Here is a 17,458-nt window from a genome sequence, read left to right as displayed (position 1 = left end):
GTATGTTAAAATATAGTAAGGTTTTTGGTTTAGCGGCTTTTGTCTTTTTGTTTGTCACGTGCAACCAAAAAAGCAAGAGTGAAGCGGATAAAGAGACGATTTTAAAGGGATCTATTACTATTACAGCGGATGAAACGATAACGCCAATAGTGGAAGATCAAGTCGCTGTATTTGAAGGAACCTACTATGGTGCTAAAATTGCAGTTCAATCGAAGTCTGAAGGTGAATTGATAAATGATTTATTGAATCAAAAAGCTAAAGTGGTGATCACTACTAGAGATTTGACTCAAGAAGAAAAAGATAGGTTTGCTAAGAGTAAGATCAAGCCTCGTGTAACGGTTTTCGCAACAGATGCGATTGCTTTTATTTCGAACAAAGGCAATAACGACACATTAATTGCGTTGAAATCTGTAATAGATTTTATGCAAGGAAAATCGGACTCAAAAATTAAGGGACTGGTATTTGATAATCCTAATTCAAGTACGGTGCGTTATATGAAAGAGTTGGCTCAGGTTAAAGATATTCCAGCTAAGGGTGTTTTTTCTTTTAAAACAAACGACGAAGTGATTAAATTTGTTTCTGAGAATGACGGTATGATTGGAGTGGTGGGAGTAAATTGGCTTTCACAACCTTCTCCAAAAATGGCGGGCATTGTGAAAGAGATAAATGTTTTGAGTGTTAAAGGTTTGAAAGATGATCAATATTACAGCCCAACGCAGAATGATCTTGCCGAGATTAAATATCCATTGGCACGTGATTTGTATATTATAAATTGTCAAGGGTATTCAGGTTTAGGAATGGGCTTTGCTTCATTCATTGCCGGAGATATCGGACAACGTATAGTTTTAAAGTCAGGATTATTGCCTGTGAGAACACCAGGTAGAAAGCTTAAAATTAGAAGTCAAATTATAAACGATAAAGAATAAATTAATTACAATTAAGATGAATAAATTTAAAATTTTCAGTCTTGCTTTCGTTGCTTCAGCTACTGTCGCACAAGCGCAAGATATCAAAGAAGCTAAAAAAGCAATCGATGCTGAACAATTTCAAAAAGCAAAAGGATTGTTAAAATCAATCATCAAAGCAAAACCATCTGATGGGGAAGCTAATTTTGTTTTAGGTAATGTGTATTTGAATCAAAGTATCCTTGACTCTGCTAAAATTTATTACGCAAATGGATTGGCAGCTTCAGATCACAAAAACTTAAATTATATTGGACTAGCTCAAATTGATTTAGATGATAAAAATACCGCTGGTGCTGTAACTAATATTGGTTTGGCAACTAAAGATATGAAACGTAAAGATGTAGATGAATTTATCTATATCGGTAAAGCGTATATGAATTCGGCTAACCCTGATTATGTTAATGCTATTGCTAGCGTGAAACGTGCGTTGTTGATTGATCCACAAAATGCAAACGCTCTTTTGACAATAGGAGATGCGTATTATGGAGCAAACAATCAAAACGATGCTTACAAGGCTTACCGTGATGCATTTACTGCAGATCCAACACTTTTGAGAGCAAAAATGCAATTAGGAGTTTTGTTAAAAGGAGCAAAATCATATGAGGAAGCAATTAAGGCATTTAATGAAGTAATTGCAATAAACCCAAATTATGGTCCTGTTTACAGAGAATTGGCTGAAACATATTACAAATGGGGAAGAAACAAACCTTCTACTTCTAAAGTGAATATGCAAAATGCTATTACGAACTATGAGAAATATTTAAGTCTTACAGATTACTCTTTGGATTCAAAAATGCGTCATGCAGATTTCTTAATCTTGGTTAAAGATTATAAAACTCTTGAAGTGGTAGCTAACAAAATGAGTGCTGAGGATAAGGTTAATCCAAGAATTTTCAGATACTTAGGTTATGCTGCTTATGAGAATGGAAATGTTGATGTGGCTATTAAGTCTATTGAGGATTTCATGAAAGTGCCAACTAACAAAATTATTGGTAGAGATTATCTATACTTAGGTTTAGCTAAAATCAAAAAAGGTACTAATGCTGAGGGTGTAGTTGATCAAGCTGCTTTTGATGCAGGTATGATTGATGTTAAAAAAGCTGTAGAATTAGAGCCTTTAGTGGTTGAGGAGCTTTCTGATTTAGGAAAAGCAATGTTTGCTAAAAAACAATTTGCACAAGCTGCTGGTATTTTTGAATTAGGAGCGAATAATAAAGAGTCTAAAAACTACCTTGATGATAATGTTTATTATGGTATTTCACTTTATTATGCTAATGCTAATAAAACAAATGGTGCTGCAGATGCTGCTGCCCTAGGGAAAGCGGAAGCTGCTTTTGATAGAATCTTAGAGGCTTCTCCAAGTTATGATGAGGCCTATTTGTATAAAGGTAGAATCAACAACTTGTTAGAGAAAGATGATTTAATCATTAAAAACTACGAGCAGTATGTAACTAATATGACGGCTAAAGGAGCTGAAGAGTTAGCAAAACCTGCTACTATGAAAAAAGTAATTGAAGCTTATAATAGTATTGGTGCTAGTTATGCCAATACAGACAAAGCTAAAGCGGTTGAGTTCTTCAACAAAACATTAGCTTTAGATCCTGCTAATGCTTACGCTAGTCAGTCAGTGAAAGCTTTAAAATAAGAAACGATTTTTAAGTTAAAAAGTAAAACCGATAGTTCAAAGAACTGTCGGTTTTTTTTGTTCCGTATTTAATTGACTATCTTTGCACTTTAAAATGAAATAATGTTATCAAAAGAAATACAATTAGAAGTAAATAAAGGAGCAATGTTACCTTTGATGGAAGAGTTTTATACCATACAGGGAGAAGGCTTTCATACAGGGACTGCTGCTTACTTTATACGAATTGGAGGTTGTGATGTAGGGTGCCACTGGTGTGATGTGAAGGAGAGTTGGAATGCAGAATTGCATCCACCGACAAGTGTAGACTTAATTGTACAACACGCTTCTACTTATGCTGATACTGTGGTGATTACTGGTGGTGAACCATTAACTTGGGATATGACTTTGCTTACACAGCAATTAAAAGATAAAAATTTAAAAGTGCATATAGAAACTTCAGGAGCTTATCCGCTTAGTGGAACCTGGGATTGGATCTGTCTTTCTCCTAAAAAGAATAAATTGCCTACTCAAACGGTATACGATAATGCACATGAGTTAAAAGTAATTATCTACAATAAACACGATTTTATTTTTGCTGAAGAGCAAGCGGAATTAGTTAATGATAATGCCATTTTGTTTCTTCAACCCGAATGGAGTAAGAAGGAAGAGATGACACCCTTAATTGTGGACTATGTAATGAGTAATCCTAAATGGAGAGTGTCGTTGCAAACGCACAAGTATTTAAATATCCCATAAGTAATAAAACAAAATCTCTTCGAAACGAAGAGATTTTTTTGTTTAAGGTGTGGATGCGTTGTGTAGAAAGTATGCTGTAGATTATTTCCAGTTCCTGTCTTTTTTTAAGTTGGTGATTTGTGCCAGGTGATGATTACCGTGCCAAGCGTAAGTTCCGATCATTTGTTTGATACTGTATTCTGAATTGTTTTCAGGATGAATAAAAGTTTTGTCCAGATCCACTTGGGAGACAAGACTCATCAGGTAGGCCAATCTAAAATGTAACCCTTCTAACAAAGTGAGGCTTGGTTCGATGGGCATTTGTATGGAATCGGGTAAGTCTGACCATAAGGTTTCATCGTATGCTTTGATCACGGGATTGTTTTCGGTCAAGGCCCATTTTAGTCGGATAAAACAGTTCATATGACTTTCGGCACAGTGGTGAATGACCTGTCGGATAGTCCAGCCGTCAGGACGATATCGCGTATCGAGTTGTAAATCGCTTAGGTGAATCGTTTCCGATTTTAATTTAGCAGGAAAGCTTGAAATTTCTAGAATTTTTTCTGAGAGATACTCAAGGGTATACTGTTTTGGAGGGCTGAATTTTCCAATAGGGTATTTTAATTTTTCTAAATCAGATGCTTCCATTTTTCTAAATATTAAGATTCAATAGTAAGTCTAGCTAAATAATCATAGTGTTCACCTTCAGTAACGAGTTCGCATTTTAAGCCATTGGCCACTGCGGCGTTCTGAAGGGTATTGTAATCTAGGTACAGCCAATCGAAAGTGTCTTCTTTTTCTCCCTTGTAGCTGATGTTAAAAGTTAATTCTCCATAATAGTCATTGCTAGAGGGAATCCACTTTCCTCCATCCTCATCTTCGTCAAACATATAAATAAGATCAGAGCTGTCTAGTAGGATTTGTCCTCCTGGGTTGAGCAGTGATTTTAGTTTGGACAGATAGTCATTGCATTTGTTTAGTTTTCCAAAGATGCCCACTCCATTCATTAATAATAGTAGCGTGTCAAATTTTTCTCCTTCAAAATCAAGTATGTTTTGTACTATGGCTTTTTTAACGCCTCTGAGTTGACAGGTCTCGATAGCTTTTTCAGAGATGTCAATAGCGGTAACGTCAAGATTACGCTCGTTTTGTAACGATAAAGCGTGGCTTCCTGCACCACAACCCACATCAAGTACTTTTCCAGTGGCTAGTTGTAGTGCTTTTTGTTCAAGCTTAGGCATTTCGTTATAAGAGCGAAAAAGGTATTCTACACTCATTTCATCTTCTTCTGAAATGGAAGTTTCAGTAATGAGGTCTTCTGGTGAATTATTGGTTTGGAAATCGAACATCGCTTTCCCAAAAAGATCTTTCATTGTATTTTAGTTCAAAGTTTACCGTTTCAAGTTTAAAGTTGTTTAATTTTGCATGTCAACTTTAAAATCTAAACTTGAAACAAATTTTAAATAACTTAAATAAGTTAGCCAAAGATAAGCATATCGAAAACAAAAAGTATTTCGATAAGCTGAAAAAGAAACAACCTAAGAATTTAGATTACGTCATGCAGGATTTGCATGAGGCTGAATTTAAAAAAACGGACTGTTTGCAGTGTGCTAATTGCTGTAAAACGACTGGACCTTTGTTTACCTTGGCGGATATTGAAAGGATATCGAAACATTTCAGGCAGAAGCCACAACAGTTCATTGATCAACATCTGCAAATAGATGAGGATAAGGATTATGTTTTGAAAAGTGTTCCTTGTACTTTTTTAGATGCTGAAAATTATTGTATGATTTATGATGTGCGTCCAAAGGCTTGCAGAGAATTTCCGCATACAGATCGTAAGAAGTTTTATCAAATTACAGATCTTACATTAAAGAATGTTACTATTTGTCCTGCTGCTTATAATATAGTAGAAGAAATGAAGAAGAAGCTGCCACTATAAGTGATAAATATATTGTAATTGTTTTTTGAAGCAAATTAGTTTTGCTTTTTTAAATGTATTTTTGACTAAGGCCATAGTAGGCTGTCCCAATAAACCCATCTAAGACCATTCATATTGAATTTAGAATATTTCATAGCCAAAAGACTCATTACTGCCAAAGATTATAAAAGCAGTATTTCGGCGCCTATTATAAAGATTGCTATCTCAGCAATTGCCATTGGTATTATTATGATGCTTATCTCGGTGGCAACCGGAATTGGTTTGCAGCAAAAGATACGTGAAAAAGTTTCTGCTTTCAATGGCCAGGTGATCATTTCGAATTATGACAATAATAATTCGGAGGTTACTTTAGTTCCTATTTCGAAAAAACAAGATTTTTATCCCCAATTCAAATCAGTTCCTGAGGTAAGTCATATTCAAGCGATCGCTACAAAGGCAGGGATCATAAGAACGGATAATGCTTTTGAAGGAATTGTGTTCAAAGGAGTAGGTGGGGATTATAACTGGAGTAATATAAAAGAATATTTGGTAGCGGGTAAATTGCCTGATTTTTCAAAAAGTCTTAATGAAGAGGTCTTGATTTCTAAATTTCTTGCTGATCGACTCAATTTGAAAGTTGGAGATAGTTTTAATACCTTTTTTATCAAAGAAGAACAAGGTAAATTGCCTAATAGTCGCCGCTTCAAGATTGTTGGTGTTTTTAATTCAGGGTTTCAAGATTTCGACGCTACTTATATCATTGGCGATATTCGTCATGTGCAACGGATCAATAAATGGAAAGAAGATCAGGTAGGGGCTTTTGAAGTTTTTGTAAAAGACTTTAGTGAAATAAAAGCAACAGGAGAGAAGATCTACGAGCAGACGTCATCTGATTTAGATTCTAAAACCATAATTGAAAAATACAGCTATATATTTGATTGGTTGCAGCTTTTTGATTTTAATATCGTGGTGATACTAGCGGTTATGATTTTAGTGGCTACCATTAATATGGTTGTAGCATTGTTGGTGTTGATTTTAGAGCGTACACAGATGATAGGGATTCTTAAAGCATTGGGAGCTGATAACTGGTCGGTTCGCAAAGTATTTTTGTATAATGCCTTTTACCTTATCGTGCGAGGATTGTTTTGGGGGAATCTAATTGGTATTTCGTTGTTGTTGATTCAGCAGCAGTTTGGAATCATTCCTCTGAATCCGGAGAACTACTATGTGAATCAGGCGCCAGTGTATTTAAATTGGGGTTATGTGGTTTTGTTAAACTTGTTGACTATTACCATTTGTTTTGTAGTGTTGTTGATTCCTTCTTATATCATTACCAAGATCTCACCAGTGAAAGCGATTCGATTCGATTAAGTTTTTTTTGTAGTGCTATGATGGAAATACTATCATGACAAGCCCGGTCGTTTCGAGAGATGGTCGGGCTTGTTGTTTGTTGTAGGTAGCTTGTTATATAGGTGGTCTATATATAGTATAGGTAAAGCGGTCTGTTTTGTTCCTGTGTAATAGGGAGTGCTGCTGAAGAGAGGAAGCGGGTAAGGGGTTTGAGAGAGTTAGCAGGGGTGGAGGTAGTAGGAAATGGTTAGGGAGGTGATTAAAAAGGGTTCAAGTTGAAGAAACACTATAATGAGGGACTTGATAAATTACCATGAAATAGCCGAATGAGCTGCGAACTCAATAAAATGGGGCGTTTTCTTAGTGGTGTTGTTGTGGTAAACGTAGGTGTCTAAAGAAAAATCCTATAAAACTAAAAACAAGGTTAAAGGTAAGTTTAGTGTTATCAGTGCGTTAAGAAAAAAGTGTAAAAAAGAATGTAGAAAGTGTTTTAAAAAGCTTGTTTACCCGCATAAAGGTTGTAGTTTTGCACCCGCAACGACGCAGACGTTCACTGAAATCTTGACAAGCAAACAAATTGAAAATCGGAAAATTTTTCTGAAAAAAGATTTTGAAAAGCTTGTGAGATTGGAAAACGGATGTTACATTTGCACCCCGCAAAACATTGCAAAGTTCATTGAGAGATTGGTTGGAAAGAGAAGTTTAAATGAGACGAAAGTCTTCAAAAAAAAACTTCACATTTTTCTTGCCAGTTGTAAATAACTTTTCTACTTTTGCAGCCGCTTTGAGACATAAGCGACAAACAAAAAAGACACGTTCGTAGACATATTGAATTGACAGCCGTTTTAACAGAGATGTTAAAACAAATAATAAAGAGTAAGATAATCGAGAGATTAATTAAATGAACCGATAGAGACTGATTCGAATAACAATACGATCTAATTTATTAGATCAACAATATACGATGAAGAGTTTGATCCTGGCTCAGGATGAACGCTAGCGGCAGGCTTAACACATGCAAGTCGAGGGGTATAGTTCTTCGGAACTAGAGACCGGCGCACGGGTGCGTAACGCGTATGCAATCTACCTTTTACAGAGGGATAGCCCAGAGAAATTTGGATTAATACCTCATAGTATTATGAAATGGCATCATTTTATAATTAAAGTCACAACGGTAAAAGATGAGCATGCGTCCCATTAGCTAGTTGGTAAGGTAACGGCTTACCAAGGCTACGATGGGTAGGGGTCCTGAGAGGGAGATCCCCCACACTGGTACTGAGACACGGACCAGACTCCTACGGGAGGCAGCAGTGAGGAATATTGGACAATGGGCGCAAGCCTGATCCAGCCATGCCGCGTGCAGGATGACGGTCCTATGGATTGTAAACTGCTTTTATACAGGAAGAAACACTGGTTCGTGAACCAGCTTGACGGTACTGTAAGAATAAGGATCGGCTAACTCCGTGCCAGCAGCCGCGGTAATACGGAGGATCCAAGCGTTATCCGGAATCATTGGGTTTAAAGGGTCCGTAGGCGGTTTAATAAGTCAGTGGTGAAAGCCCATCGCTCAACGGTGGAACGGCCATTGATACTGTTAAACTTGAATTATTAGGAAGTAACTAGAATATGTAGTGTAGCGGTGAAATGCTTAGAGATTACATGGAATACCAATTGCGAAGGCAGGTTACTACTAATTGATTGACGCTGATGGACGAAAGCGTGGGTAGCGAACAGGATTAGATACCCTGGTAGTCCACGCCGTAAACGATGGATACTAGCTGTTGGGAGCAATCTCAGTGGCTAAGCGAAAGTGATAAGTATCCCACCTGGGGAGTACGTTCGCAAGAATGAAACTCAAAGGAATTGACGGGGGCCCGCACAAGCGGTGGAGCATGTGGTTTAATTCGATGATACGCGAGGAACCTTACCAAGGCTTAAATGTAGATTGACCGGTTTGGAAACAGATCTTTCGCAAGACAATTTACAAGGTGCTGCATGGTTGTCGTCAGCTCGTGCCGTGAGGTGTCAGGTTAAGTCCTATAACGAGCGCAACCCCTGTTGTTAGTTGCCAGCGAGTCATGTCGGGAACTCTAACAAGACTGCCAGTGCAAACTGTGAGGAAGGTGGGGATGACGTCAAATCATCACGGCCCTTACGCCTTGGGCTACACACGTGCTACAATGGCCGGTACAGAGAGCAGCCACTGGGCGACCAGGAGCGAATCTATAAAACCGGTCACAGTTCGGATCGGAGTCTGCAACTCGACTCCGTGAAGCTGGAATCGCTAGTAATCGGATATCAGCCATGATCCGGTGAATACGTTCCCGGGCCTTGTACACACCGCCCGTCAAGCCATGGAAGCTGGGGGTGCCTGAAGTCGGTGACCGCAAGGAGCTGCCTAGGGTAAAACTGGTAACTAGGGCTAAGTCGTAACAAGGTAGCCGTACCGGAAGGTGCGGCTGGAACACCTCCTTTCTAGAGCCTTAGTGTTAGTTGATTTATCAACACGCTGAGGAAAAAAGAAGAAGCTTTATAGGTCATGATTTTAAGACTATTTTACTCTTGCTGTTAGTTCAAATAATAAATTTTTAAGAATAAGAGTGTCTCGTAGCTCAGCTGGTTAGAGTACTACACTGATAATGTAGGGGTCGACAGTTCGAGTCTGTCCGAGACAACTATTTAAACTTGAAAAAAAAGGAAATTCTAGAAGTTGGAATTCACCAAAAGAAATTAGATGGAATATAGATCTAAGATCTGAATTCAGTTTCTACAATTGAAATGGGGGATTAGCTCAGCTGGCTAGAGCGCCTGCCTTGCACGCAGGAGGTCAACGGTTCGACTCCGTTATTCTCCACTGATTCGAAGCGAAAGTTTTGGATAAAAGTTCATTGACATATTGAGATAAGAAAATAATAAAAAGTAGAAAGCATTTTCTGTTATACGTAACAGGAAATAAAAAAAAACGGTCATATTAATTTATGATTGGTACAATAAGCAAAATAAGGGCGTATGGGGGATGCCTTGGCTCTCAGAGGCGATGAAAGGCGTGATAAGCTGCGAAAAGTTACGGGGATCGGCACACACGAATTGATCCGTAAATACCTGAATGGGGCAACCCACTATGTTGAAGACATAGTACACCGATAGGTGGGCAAACCCGCTGAACTGAAACATCTAAGTAGGCGGAGGAGAAGAAAACAAAAGTGATTCCGTAAGTAGTGGCGAGCGAACGCGGATTAGCCCAAACCAATGTTGTTACGGCAATGTTGGGGTTGTAGGACCACGATATTTTATGTACAAGGAACCGGAAGTTACTGGAAAGTGACACCATAGAGGGTGATAGTCCCGTATGGGTAACGAGTATAATAGATAGTGGTATCCTGAGTAGGGCGGGACACGAGAAATCCTGTCTGAATTTGGCGGGACCATCCGCTAAGGCTAAATACTCCTGAGAGACCGATAGTGAACCAGTACCGTGAGGGAAAGGTGAAAAGAACCGTGAATAACGGAGTGAAATAGATCCTGAAACCATACGCTTACAAGCGGTCGGAGCCCTTTAGTGGGGTGACGGCGTGCCTTTTGCATAATGAGCCTACGAGTTAACGTTGCTGGCAAGGATAAGTGGTTAAGCCACGGATCCGTAGCGAAAGCGAGTCTGAATAGGGCGCTTTAGTCAGTAGTGTTAGACGCGAAACCGTGTGATCTACCCATGGGCAGGTTGAAGCTGTGGTAACACACAGTGGAGGACCGAACCGGTTGACGTTGAAAAGTCTTCGGATGACCTGTGGGTAGGGGTGAAAGGCCAATCAAACTCGGAAATAGCTCGTACTCCCCGAAATGCATTTAGGTGCAGCGTTGTGCACAAAGTTATATAGAGGTAGAGCTACTGATTGGATGCGGGGGCTTCACCGCCTACCAATTCCTGACAAACTCCGAATGCTATATAATGTTTCACAACAGTGAGGGCTTGGGTGCTAAGGTCCAAGTCCGAGAGGGAAAGAACCCAGACCATCAGCTAAGGTCCCCAAATATATGTTAAGTTGAAAGAACGAGGTTTGTCTGCCCAGACAGCTAGGATGTTGGCTTGGAAGCAGCCATTCATTTAAAGAGTGCGTAACAGCTCACTAGTCGAGCGGACGAGCATGGATAATAATCGGGCATAAACATATTACCGAAGCTATGGATTTCGTATTTATTTACGGAGTGGTAGGGGAGCATTCTAACAGGGTTGAAGGTGAGTCGTAAGGCCTGCTGGACCGGTTAGAAAAGAAAATGTAGGCATAAGTAACGATAATGCGGGCGAGAAACCCGCACACCGAAAGACTAAGGTTTCCACAGCTATGCTAATCAGCTGTGGGTTAGTCGGGACCTAAGGCGAACCCGAAAGGGACAGTCGATGGACCACGGGTTAATATTCCCGTACTACTTATTACTGTGATGGGGTGACGGAGTGATGAAAGCGCCGCGAACTGACGGAATAGTTCGTTGAAGTACCTACCTATAAGCTGCGCAGGCAAATCCACGCGGCTTGGGGAAATACGATAGTACTCGGAGTCTTCGGACAAAGAGATAGTGCGCCTAAGGGCTTCCAAGAAAAACCTCTAAACTTCAGGTAATAAGTACCCGTACCGCAAACCGACACAGGTAGTCGAGGAGAGAATCCTAAGGTGCTCGAGAGATTCATGGCTAAGGAATTAGGCAAAATAGACCTGTAACTTCGGGAGAAAGGTCGCCAGCGCAAGCTGGCCGCAGTGAAGAGGTCCAGGCGACTGTTTATCAAAAACACAGGGCTCTGCAAAATCGTAAGATGAAGTATAGGGCCTGACACCTGCCCGGTGCTGGAAGGTTAAGAGGAGATGTTATCTTCGGAGAAGCATTGAATTGAAGCCCCAGTAAACGGCGGCCGTAACTATAACGGTCCTAAGGTAGCGAAATTCCTTGTCGGGTAAGTTCCGACCTGCACGAATGGTGTAACGATCTGGACACTGTCTCAGCCATGAGCTCGGTGAAATTGTAGTAACGGTGAAGATGCCGTTTACCCGCAGTGGGACGAAAAGACCCTGTGCACCTTTACTATAGCTTAGTATTGACCTTGGATAAATGATGTGTAGGATAGGTTGGAGACTGTGAAGTGGCGTCGCTAGGCGTTGTGGAGTCATTGTTGAAATACAACCCTTTGTTTATCTGAGGCCTAACCCCGCGATTGCGGGGGACATTGCTTGGTGGGTAGTTTGACTGGGGTGGTCGCCTCCAAAAGAGTAACGGAGGCTTCTAAAGGTTCCCTCAGTACGCTTGGTAACCGTGCGTAGAGTGCAATGGCATAAGGGAGCTTGACTGAGAGACATACAGGTCGATCAGGTACGAAAGTAGAGCATAGTGATCCGGTGGTTCCGCATGGAAGGGCCATCGCTCAAAGGATAAAAGGTACGCCGGGGATAACAGGCTGATCTCCCCCAAGAGCTCATATCGACGGGGGGGTTTGGCACCTCGATGTCGGCTCGTCACATCCTGGGGCTGGAGAAGGTCCCAAGGGTTGGGCTGTTCGCCCATTAAAGTGGCACGCGAGCTGGGTTCAGAACGTCGTGAGACAGTTCGGTCTCTATCTACTGTGGGCGCAAGAAATTTGAGTGGATCTGATTCTAGTACGAGAGGACCGAATTGGACAAACCTCTAGTGTATCTGTTGTTCCGCCAGGAGCATCGCAGAGTAGCTACGTTTGGAAGGGATAAGCGCTGAAAGCATATAAGCGCGAAACCCACCACAAGATGAGATTTCTTTTAAGGATCGTGGAAGATGACCACGTTGATAGGCTATAGATGTAAAGGCAGTAATGTCATAGTCGAGTAGTACTAATAATCCGTAAGCTTATGTACACCTTTTCCCCTGACTCCGGTCAGGGGGAGAAACTTTCTAATAAATACTTTTTTCTTTATCTCAGTATGTTAAGATATTGTGTAATGTTGATTGACAATAAGTTAATCACCCATTGCAAAACGACCTTAAGGTGGTTATTGCGGCGGGGCTCACCTCTTCCCATCCCGAACAGAGTAGTTAAGCCCGCCTGCGCAGATGGTACTGCAGTTATGTGGGAGAGTATGTCGTCGCCTTTCTTTTGAAAACCCTGTTTCTAACGAAACGGGGTTTTTTGTTTTCAGCCGTTTTGGAAATCTTTAATCCAATATCTGAAAAGTTTCCTTGTTAGGTCAACAATACTTAAAGTTGACCAAGGATAGCTGTTAGTGTTAAAGAGTTTGAGTCTTGTAATTAGATTTGTTTGGCTATTTTTTGTCTGTGTTATTTGAATAATGCTGCTTGAAACATCCAATATATCCGTTTTAAATTTTAGTCCCTTAAAAAGGCTTTATTGTTGTTTTTTGGGGTGTATTGATCTGTTGGCTCTGGTGTTTTTATTGTGTTTTGTTTTTATTAGTGATCTTGAATTCTTTTTAAGTTGATTTTTAGACTCTAGTTCGCTTTTTGTAACTTTGAAAAACATCTTTAAAATAAATAGTTATGGAATCAAAAATGATATGGGCGAACTTAGTCTCAACTGATTTGAAGAAAACAGCTAAGTTTTATAAAGCATTAGGCTTTCAGCAAAATGGTGAAGATGAAGCAGGAGTAGTAGTAAGTTTTTTTTTCGGTGAGAAAAACTTTGTGATCAATTTTTTCAGCAAGGAAAGATTAAGTGAAAACGTAAATGGTAGCCTTAGTGATCCTAAGAAGGAGAATGAAGTTATGTTTTCTCTTTCTGCAAGAAGCAAAGAGGAAGTGGATGAATGGGTTGAAAAAGTAAAAGTGGCTGGCGGCACAGTTTTTTCAGATGCACAAGCTTATCAGAAAGGCTATACTTTTGCTTTTGCTGATCCAGATAATCATAGATTTAATGTATTGTATTGGCCAGGGATGTAGTATATGTGGATGAGATGTCTTTATGAAAAAATAGTAATGTTTTTGTAATGCATGAAATTGTATTTAAGTATATTTTGTAATGTGTATATTACAAAAACACAATGTTTTTGTAAAGTGTATATAGCAAAATAAAGTATATCTGTGTTCTTAGTAAAACATTATGGAGTTATTGTTTCAAAAGTATCAAAGAAAATTGCAAAATACATCTACACAGTTTGTGCGTAGTTTTATTAATGAAGTCAATTGGGATGCACGACTGATCGGGATTAAAGGAGCGAGGGGTGTAGGTAAAACTACTTTGCTTTTGCAATATATGAAGCTTAATTTTAGTAATGAATTAGAGAGGTCTTTATATGTAAGCTTAGATTCTATTGGGTTTAGTAATATGACTTTGGTAGATTTGGCAGATGAATTTGTGAAAGTAGGTGGCAAGTATTTGTTTTTGGATGAAGTTCATAAGTATGCTAATTGGGCTCAAGAGCTCAAAAATATTTATGACGATTATCCAAAGTTGAAAGTTGTTTTTACAGGATCGTCGCTTCTGGAAATTTTAAATGCTCGAGCTGATTTGAGTAGAAGGGCTATTGTATACCATCTTCATGGGCTTTCGTTTAGGGAGTATATTTCGTTGGAAACTGGAGTGTATTTTGAACGTTTATCTTTAGAAAAGATATTGGAAAATCATATAGAGGAAGCGACTTTGATAAATGCCAGAATAAAGCCATTTGAGTATTTTGAGGCATATTTGAAATATGGATATTATCCTTTTTATAGAGAACAACCAGAATTGTATGGGCAGCGATTGGAGGAGGTAATCAATATGATGCTTGAGATTGAACTGCCTTTGCTAAGGGGTGTTGATTTGAGTTATGTTTTTAAAATAAAGAAACTGCTGGGTATTATTTCTGAATCAGTTCCGTTTATTCCTAATGTAAGTAATCTGAGTGAGAAAATTGGGGTAAGTCGAGCGACTTTGATGCAGTATCTGCACTATTTAGAGGAGATTGGTTTAACAAATAATTTGTATAAGGAGGCTAGAGGAAGTAGTAAATTACAAAAACCAGCTAAAATATATTTAGAAAACACCAATTTGATGTTTGTATTATCTCCAGTTAAATTTAATGTAGGGAATGTAAGGGAGACTTTTTTTGCTAATCAGTTGGGGTATCACAATAATATAAGTTATCATGAATCTACTGATTTTTTTGTAAATGAAAAGTATGCTTTTGAGATAGGAGGAAAGGATAAGACTGCTAAGCAAATTAAGGGCTTAGAGAATGCTTTTATTGCAGTAGATGATTTAGAATATGGGTTTCAAAATAAAATACCACTGTGGCTGTTTGGTTTTTTGTATTGAGAAATCAAAACAAAATCCATTTATTGGATATATGTAAAAAGACTCTTCATGAGAATCAATAAATAAATTTTCATATAAATATGGAGATTAAAACTTAGATAAATTATGTCAAGAATTTGTTACGAGATTAAAAAAATACGGACTATTAAGATTGGTTATTTGGAACCTCTAAGAAAGATGACAGACCAAATGATTTATAATTGGCTATAAAATAACAGAGTCTTACTTCGATAAACAAAAGACAAACAAAAAGTAATTGAAGAAATACTAAATATAAAAGATCCAATGCAATTTTTAAGCAAAGCTGGTTTTTAGATGCTTATATTGAAAAATATCAAAAATTGAAAAAAGAAAACTTTGATATTTTTTTTATAACAAAACTTCTGTAATGAAATCTAACATAAGAAAACTCAATATTAATTAATCAACTATTCTAAAAATTAAAACACAAAACATGAATCGATTTTTACTTTTAATAATTTTATTATCAACAACACAAATTTGTTTTTCTCAGAAAAAAAAGATTGCGACGCCCATTAAAAAGACTGTAGTTGTAGAAATTAAAGAAGAAAAAGATGTGCCAATTAAATTGCTAAGCCTGGCACCTAGCAGACTGGTATCTAAAGATGTTATTTCAAAAGCCAGGAGTATGGGGGCAAGTGTTAGTGGTGGTGATTTTAAAATACCAACAAGCTCAGAAAAACATTTTATGTACGACGATTTTGTACTATACGGAGAGAACCAGGAATCTTATTTGATTAACATTAATGGTAATGTTGAAAAAATCCCTGCAGACACACGATTGATAACTACAACAAAAAATAATTCTAAAATAGTAGTTGATAAATGTATAAATCAAAGCGAATGGTCGAAATGTTCGAATATTAGAATTATTGATAACACGGGCAAGAAACTTGATGTAGACCTCTCAAAATATTATTATGCGCTTAATATGCAGGAAAACCTGTATAATTCAGAAAATAATTCCTATGTGATTGTACATTCAAATTCGGGGGCAGAAAATATTATTACTGATAATGGGACAACCATTTTTACCAACGATGTTTCAGGTATTAGTTTTATAATTCCTGGATTTGTAACCTATGATGAGGCAGGAAAAGAAAAATTAATGGAATTAAGTACAAAGAAAAACATCGACATTTCAATTTATGAAGATATCAATGCACTTCCTGTTAATAAACTGCTTGTAGGAAAACATAATGAAAAATACATACTTTTTAATCCTGCTACTAATAAGATATTTTTTGAATCAGATAAGGCAATTAGAGAAGTCTACGTATTAAGTGATGTTAATCCTAAAAATTATTTCATTGTAGGAGATTATGATAAACCAATATTAGTAGATAGTAAGGGAAAAAGAGTTTTTGAAGAAGATTATGCAAGATTCATGTTTTATTTTGAAGGAAATAAAATTGTAGTAGAAGATAAACAAGGGAAACAAAATTATTATGATTTAGAAAAAAAAGCTTTTGTGTACCGAGCGTTTTATAATAGTTTAACGACGGTAGGAGCGTTTGATGTGGCTAAGTATAACAATTATTGTGAAATATATGATAATAAAACTAGTGCTTTTTTATATGGCGCAAATAAAGATGTAAAGGATTTTAGTTCAGAAGGAGATTTTGCTGTGGTTAAGTACAATGATTATTGTGAAGCATACGATTCTAAAACAAACACCTTAGCATATGGTGAAAACAAAAACATAAAAAATTTCCGTAGTGCCGGGAATATGTATGCAATTACTAAGCAAATAGATCTAAAAAATTCGGTTGTCGATATATATGATAAGTCTACGCGTTCTTTAATTTATGAAAATGCAACAAGTTTGCTTGGAATAACAGATACAGATAAGTATTTTGCCCTAAATAAAGATGGTAACCGTGAAAATAAATATAATATTATTGATAGAAATGGTAAGGTGCTTATCCAGGAGATTATCATTCCTAATTTTATTAAATACAATATAGATAAAGGGATTTTCGGACTTACAAAGACAATGTATGGAAAAGCAACAGAGTGTTATGATAAAACCGGAGTTAAAATTAGCTGTAAGTAATTAGCCGTAATTAGACTGATTCTTTAGGATATTTAAAGATAAAGTCAATTTTTATTTTATCCTTGTAAAAAAATAAAAACCATCAAGATTGAACATGCCCCAAAAAGTTAGACACTATTTGGGGCATTTTCATAGGTGTTTTATTTTTTTCGATTCCATTAGAAAGTCGCTAAAAATCTATGTGCAAGTGGCGTATAGAATAGAAAGCGAGCAAACTGCAATGCGTGAATTTTTAGTGCTTTTAGGTGTTAAGGATCGATACCTTAAGTTTGTGGTAACAATGGATGATTTTTGGAAGGAGTCAGTAGAAGGTGTAAAACACTTTTATATTTCTGATTTTTTGTTGGATTCAGGGTATTGAAAAAAAAGTAAATTTTTTAAAAAATGGAATAAAAAAAACTCCTTAATTTCTTAAGGAGTTTCTTGGTGGGCGATGAGGGGTTCGAACCCCCGACCCCCTCGGTGTAAACGAGGTGCTCTGAACCAGCTGAGCTAATCGCCCTATTTTACTAGGTTG

General features: G+C 37.7%; 10 protein-coding genes, 3 tRNA genes and 3 rRNA genes. 13 read left to right on the top strand and 3 right to left on the bottom strand.

The features are described from left to right. Window positions 1-2: 2 nt before the first annotated feature. From AC51AA_RS11485 to AC51AA_RS11475, 3 genes are all read left to right on the top strand, one after another. The gene (locus AC51AA_RS11485) at window positions 3-926 is read left to right on the top strand and encodes a PstS family phosphate ABC transporter substrate-binding protein (protein WP_500702376.1); all 924 of its coding nucleotides are present in this window, start codon (window positions 3-5) and stop codon (window positions 924-926) included. Between the two features lie 16 nt (window positions 927-942). Beyond that, window positions 943-2,610: a tetratricopeptide repeat protein gene (locus AC51AA_RS11480; protein ID WP_500702375.1), complete on the top strand. Its 1,668-nt coding sequence runs from the start codon at window positions 943-945 to the stop codon at window positions 2,608-2,610. Between the two features lie 102 nt (window positions 2,611-2,712). Beyond that, the gene (locus AC51AA_RS11475; RefSeq protein WP_500702374.1) at window positions 2,713-3,345 is read left to right on the top strand and encodes a 7-carboxy-7-deazaguanine synthase QueE; all 633 of its coding nucleotides are present in this window, start codon (window positions 2,713-2,715) and stop codon (window positions 3,343-3,345) included. Between the two features lie 81 nt (window positions 3,346-3,426). Here the strand turns inward: AC51AA_RS11475 and AC51AA_RS11470 are convergent, their stop codons facing one another. Beyond that, on the bottom strand, window positions 3,427-3,972 hold the full coding sequence (locus AC51AA_RS11470; RefSeq protein ID WP_500702373.1) for a YfiT family bacillithiol transferase: 546 nt from the start codon (window positions 3,970-3,972) through the stop codon (window positions 3,427-3,429). 11 nt (window positions 3,973-3,983) lie between these two features. After that, complete coding sequence (locus AC51AA_RS11465; RefSeq protein WP_500702372.1) at window positions 3,984-4,697, bottom strand: class I SAM-dependent methyltransferase; 714 nt, start codon at window positions 4,695-4,697, stop codon at window positions 3,984-3,986. 74 nt (window positions 4,698-4,771) lie between these two features. Here AC51AA_RS11465 and AC51AA_RS11460 point away from each other — a divergent pair, with 74 nt between their 5' ends. The 10 genes from AC51AA_RS11460 (at window position 4,772) to AC51AA_RS11415 (ending at window position 16,941) form a co-directional block, all read left to right on the top strand. Continuing rightward, window positions 4,772-5,266 (top strand): YkgJ family cysteine cluster protein, encoded by a 495-nt coding sequence (locus tag AC51AA_RS11460; RefSeq protein ID WP_500702371.1) that lies wholly within the window; start codon window positions 4,772-4,774, stop codon window positions 5,264-5,266. Between the two features lie 114 nt (window positions 5,267-5,380). Then, the gene (locus tag AC51AA_RS11455) at window positions 5,381-6,616 is read left to right on the top strand and encodes an ABC transporter permease (RefSeq protein ID WP_500702370.1); all 1,236 of its coding nucleotides are present in this window, start codon (window positions 5,381-5,383) and stop codon (window positions 6,614-6,616) included. A gap of 940 nt (window positions 6,617-7,556) precedes the next feature. Beyond that, window positions 7,557-9,070 (top strand): 16S ribosomal RNA (locus AC51AA_RS11450). Between the two features lie 126 nt (window positions 9,071-9,196). Next, window positions 9,197-9,270: transfer RNA gene (locus AC51AA_RS11445), tRNA-Ile, on the top strand. Window positions 9,271-9,375: 105 nt separating this feature from the next. Continuing rightward, window positions 9,376-9,449, top strand: a tRNA-Ala gene (locus AC51AA_RS11440). A 134-nt stretch (window positions 9,450-9,583) separates the two neighbouring features. Next, window positions 9,584-12,468: ribosomal RNA gene (locus AC51AA_RS11435) — 23S ribosomal RNA — on the top strand. 127 nt (window positions 12,469-12,595) lie between these two features. After that, a 5S ribosomal RNA gene (rrf, locus tag AC51AA_RS11430) occupies window positions 12,596-12,705 on the top strand. Together the 16S, 23S and 5S rRNA genes with 2 tRNA genes alongside form the textbook arrangement of a ribosomal RNA operon. A gap of 403 nt (window positions 12,706-13,108) precedes the next feature. Then, on the top strand, window positions 13,109-13,507 hold the full coding sequence (locus tag AC51AA_RS11425; protein ID WP_500702369.1) for a VOC family protein: 399 nt from the start codon (window positions 13,109-13,111) through the stop codon (window positions 13,505-13,507). A 160-nt stretch (window positions 13,508-13,667) separates the two neighbouring features. Further along, entirely contained in the window at window positions 13,668-14,864 is a 1,197-nt protein-coding gene (locus AC51AA_RS11420) for an ATP-binding protein (protein WP_500702368.1), read from the top strand. A 454-nt stretch (window positions 14,865-15,318) separates the two neighbouring features. Continuing rightward, a complete protein-coding gene (locus tag AC51AA_RS11415; RefSeq protein WP_500702367.1) occupies window positions 15,319-16,941 on the top strand; it encodes a hypothetical protein in 1,623 nt (540 codons plus the stop codon). Window positions 16,942-17,365: 424 nt separating this feature from the next. On the opposite strand, the gene AC51AA_RS11410 is transcribed toward AC51AA_RS11415, so the two are convergent. Beyond that, window positions 17,366-17,443: transfer RNA gene (locus tag AC51AA_RS11410), tRNA-Val, on the bottom strand. Between the last annotated feature and the right edge of the window lie 15 nt (window positions 17,444-17,458).

The sequence above is a fragment of the Flavobacterium sp. OHVDL-2026-0007 genome, from assembly GCF_059882335.1.
The sequence above is the reverse complement of the archived record's forward strand: the minus strand, read 5'-3'. Positions and strand labels throughout refer to the sequence as shown.

Bases quoted from the DNA above. Each gene is read 5' to 3' on its own strand.
- AC51AA_RS11485 (WP_500702376.1), top strand. From the start codon at position 3: ATGTTAAAATATAGTAAGGTTTTTGGTTTAGCGGCTTTTGTCTTTTTG.
- AC51AA_RS11480 (WP_500702375.1), top strand. From the start codon at position 943: ATGAATAAATTTAAAATTTTCAGTCTTGCTTTCGTTGCTTCAGCTACT.
- AC51AA_RS11475 (WP_500702374.1), top strand. From the start codon at position 2,713: ATGTTATCAAAAGAAATACAATTAGAAGTAAATAAAGGAGCAATGTTA.
- AC51AA_RS11470 (WP_500702373.1), bottom strand. From the start codon at position 3,972: ATGGAAGCATCTGATTTAGAAAAATTAAAATACCCTATTGGAAAATTC.
- AC51AA_RS11465 (WP_500702372.1), bottom strand. From the start codon at position 4,697: ATGAAAGATCTTTTTGGGAAAGCGATGTTCGATTTCCAAACCAATAAT.
- AC51AA_RS11425 (WP_500702369.1), top strand. From the start codon at position 13,109: ATGGAATCAAAAATGATATGGGCGAACTTAGTCTCAACTGATTTGAAG.
- AC51AA_RS11420 (WP_500702368.1), top strand. From the start codon at position 13,668: ATGGAGTTATTGTTTCAAAAGTATCAAAGAAAATTGCAAAATACATCT.
- AC51AA_RS11415 (WP_500702367.1), top strand. From the start codon at position 15,319: ATGAATCGATTTTTACTTTTAATAATTTTATTATCAACAACACAAATT.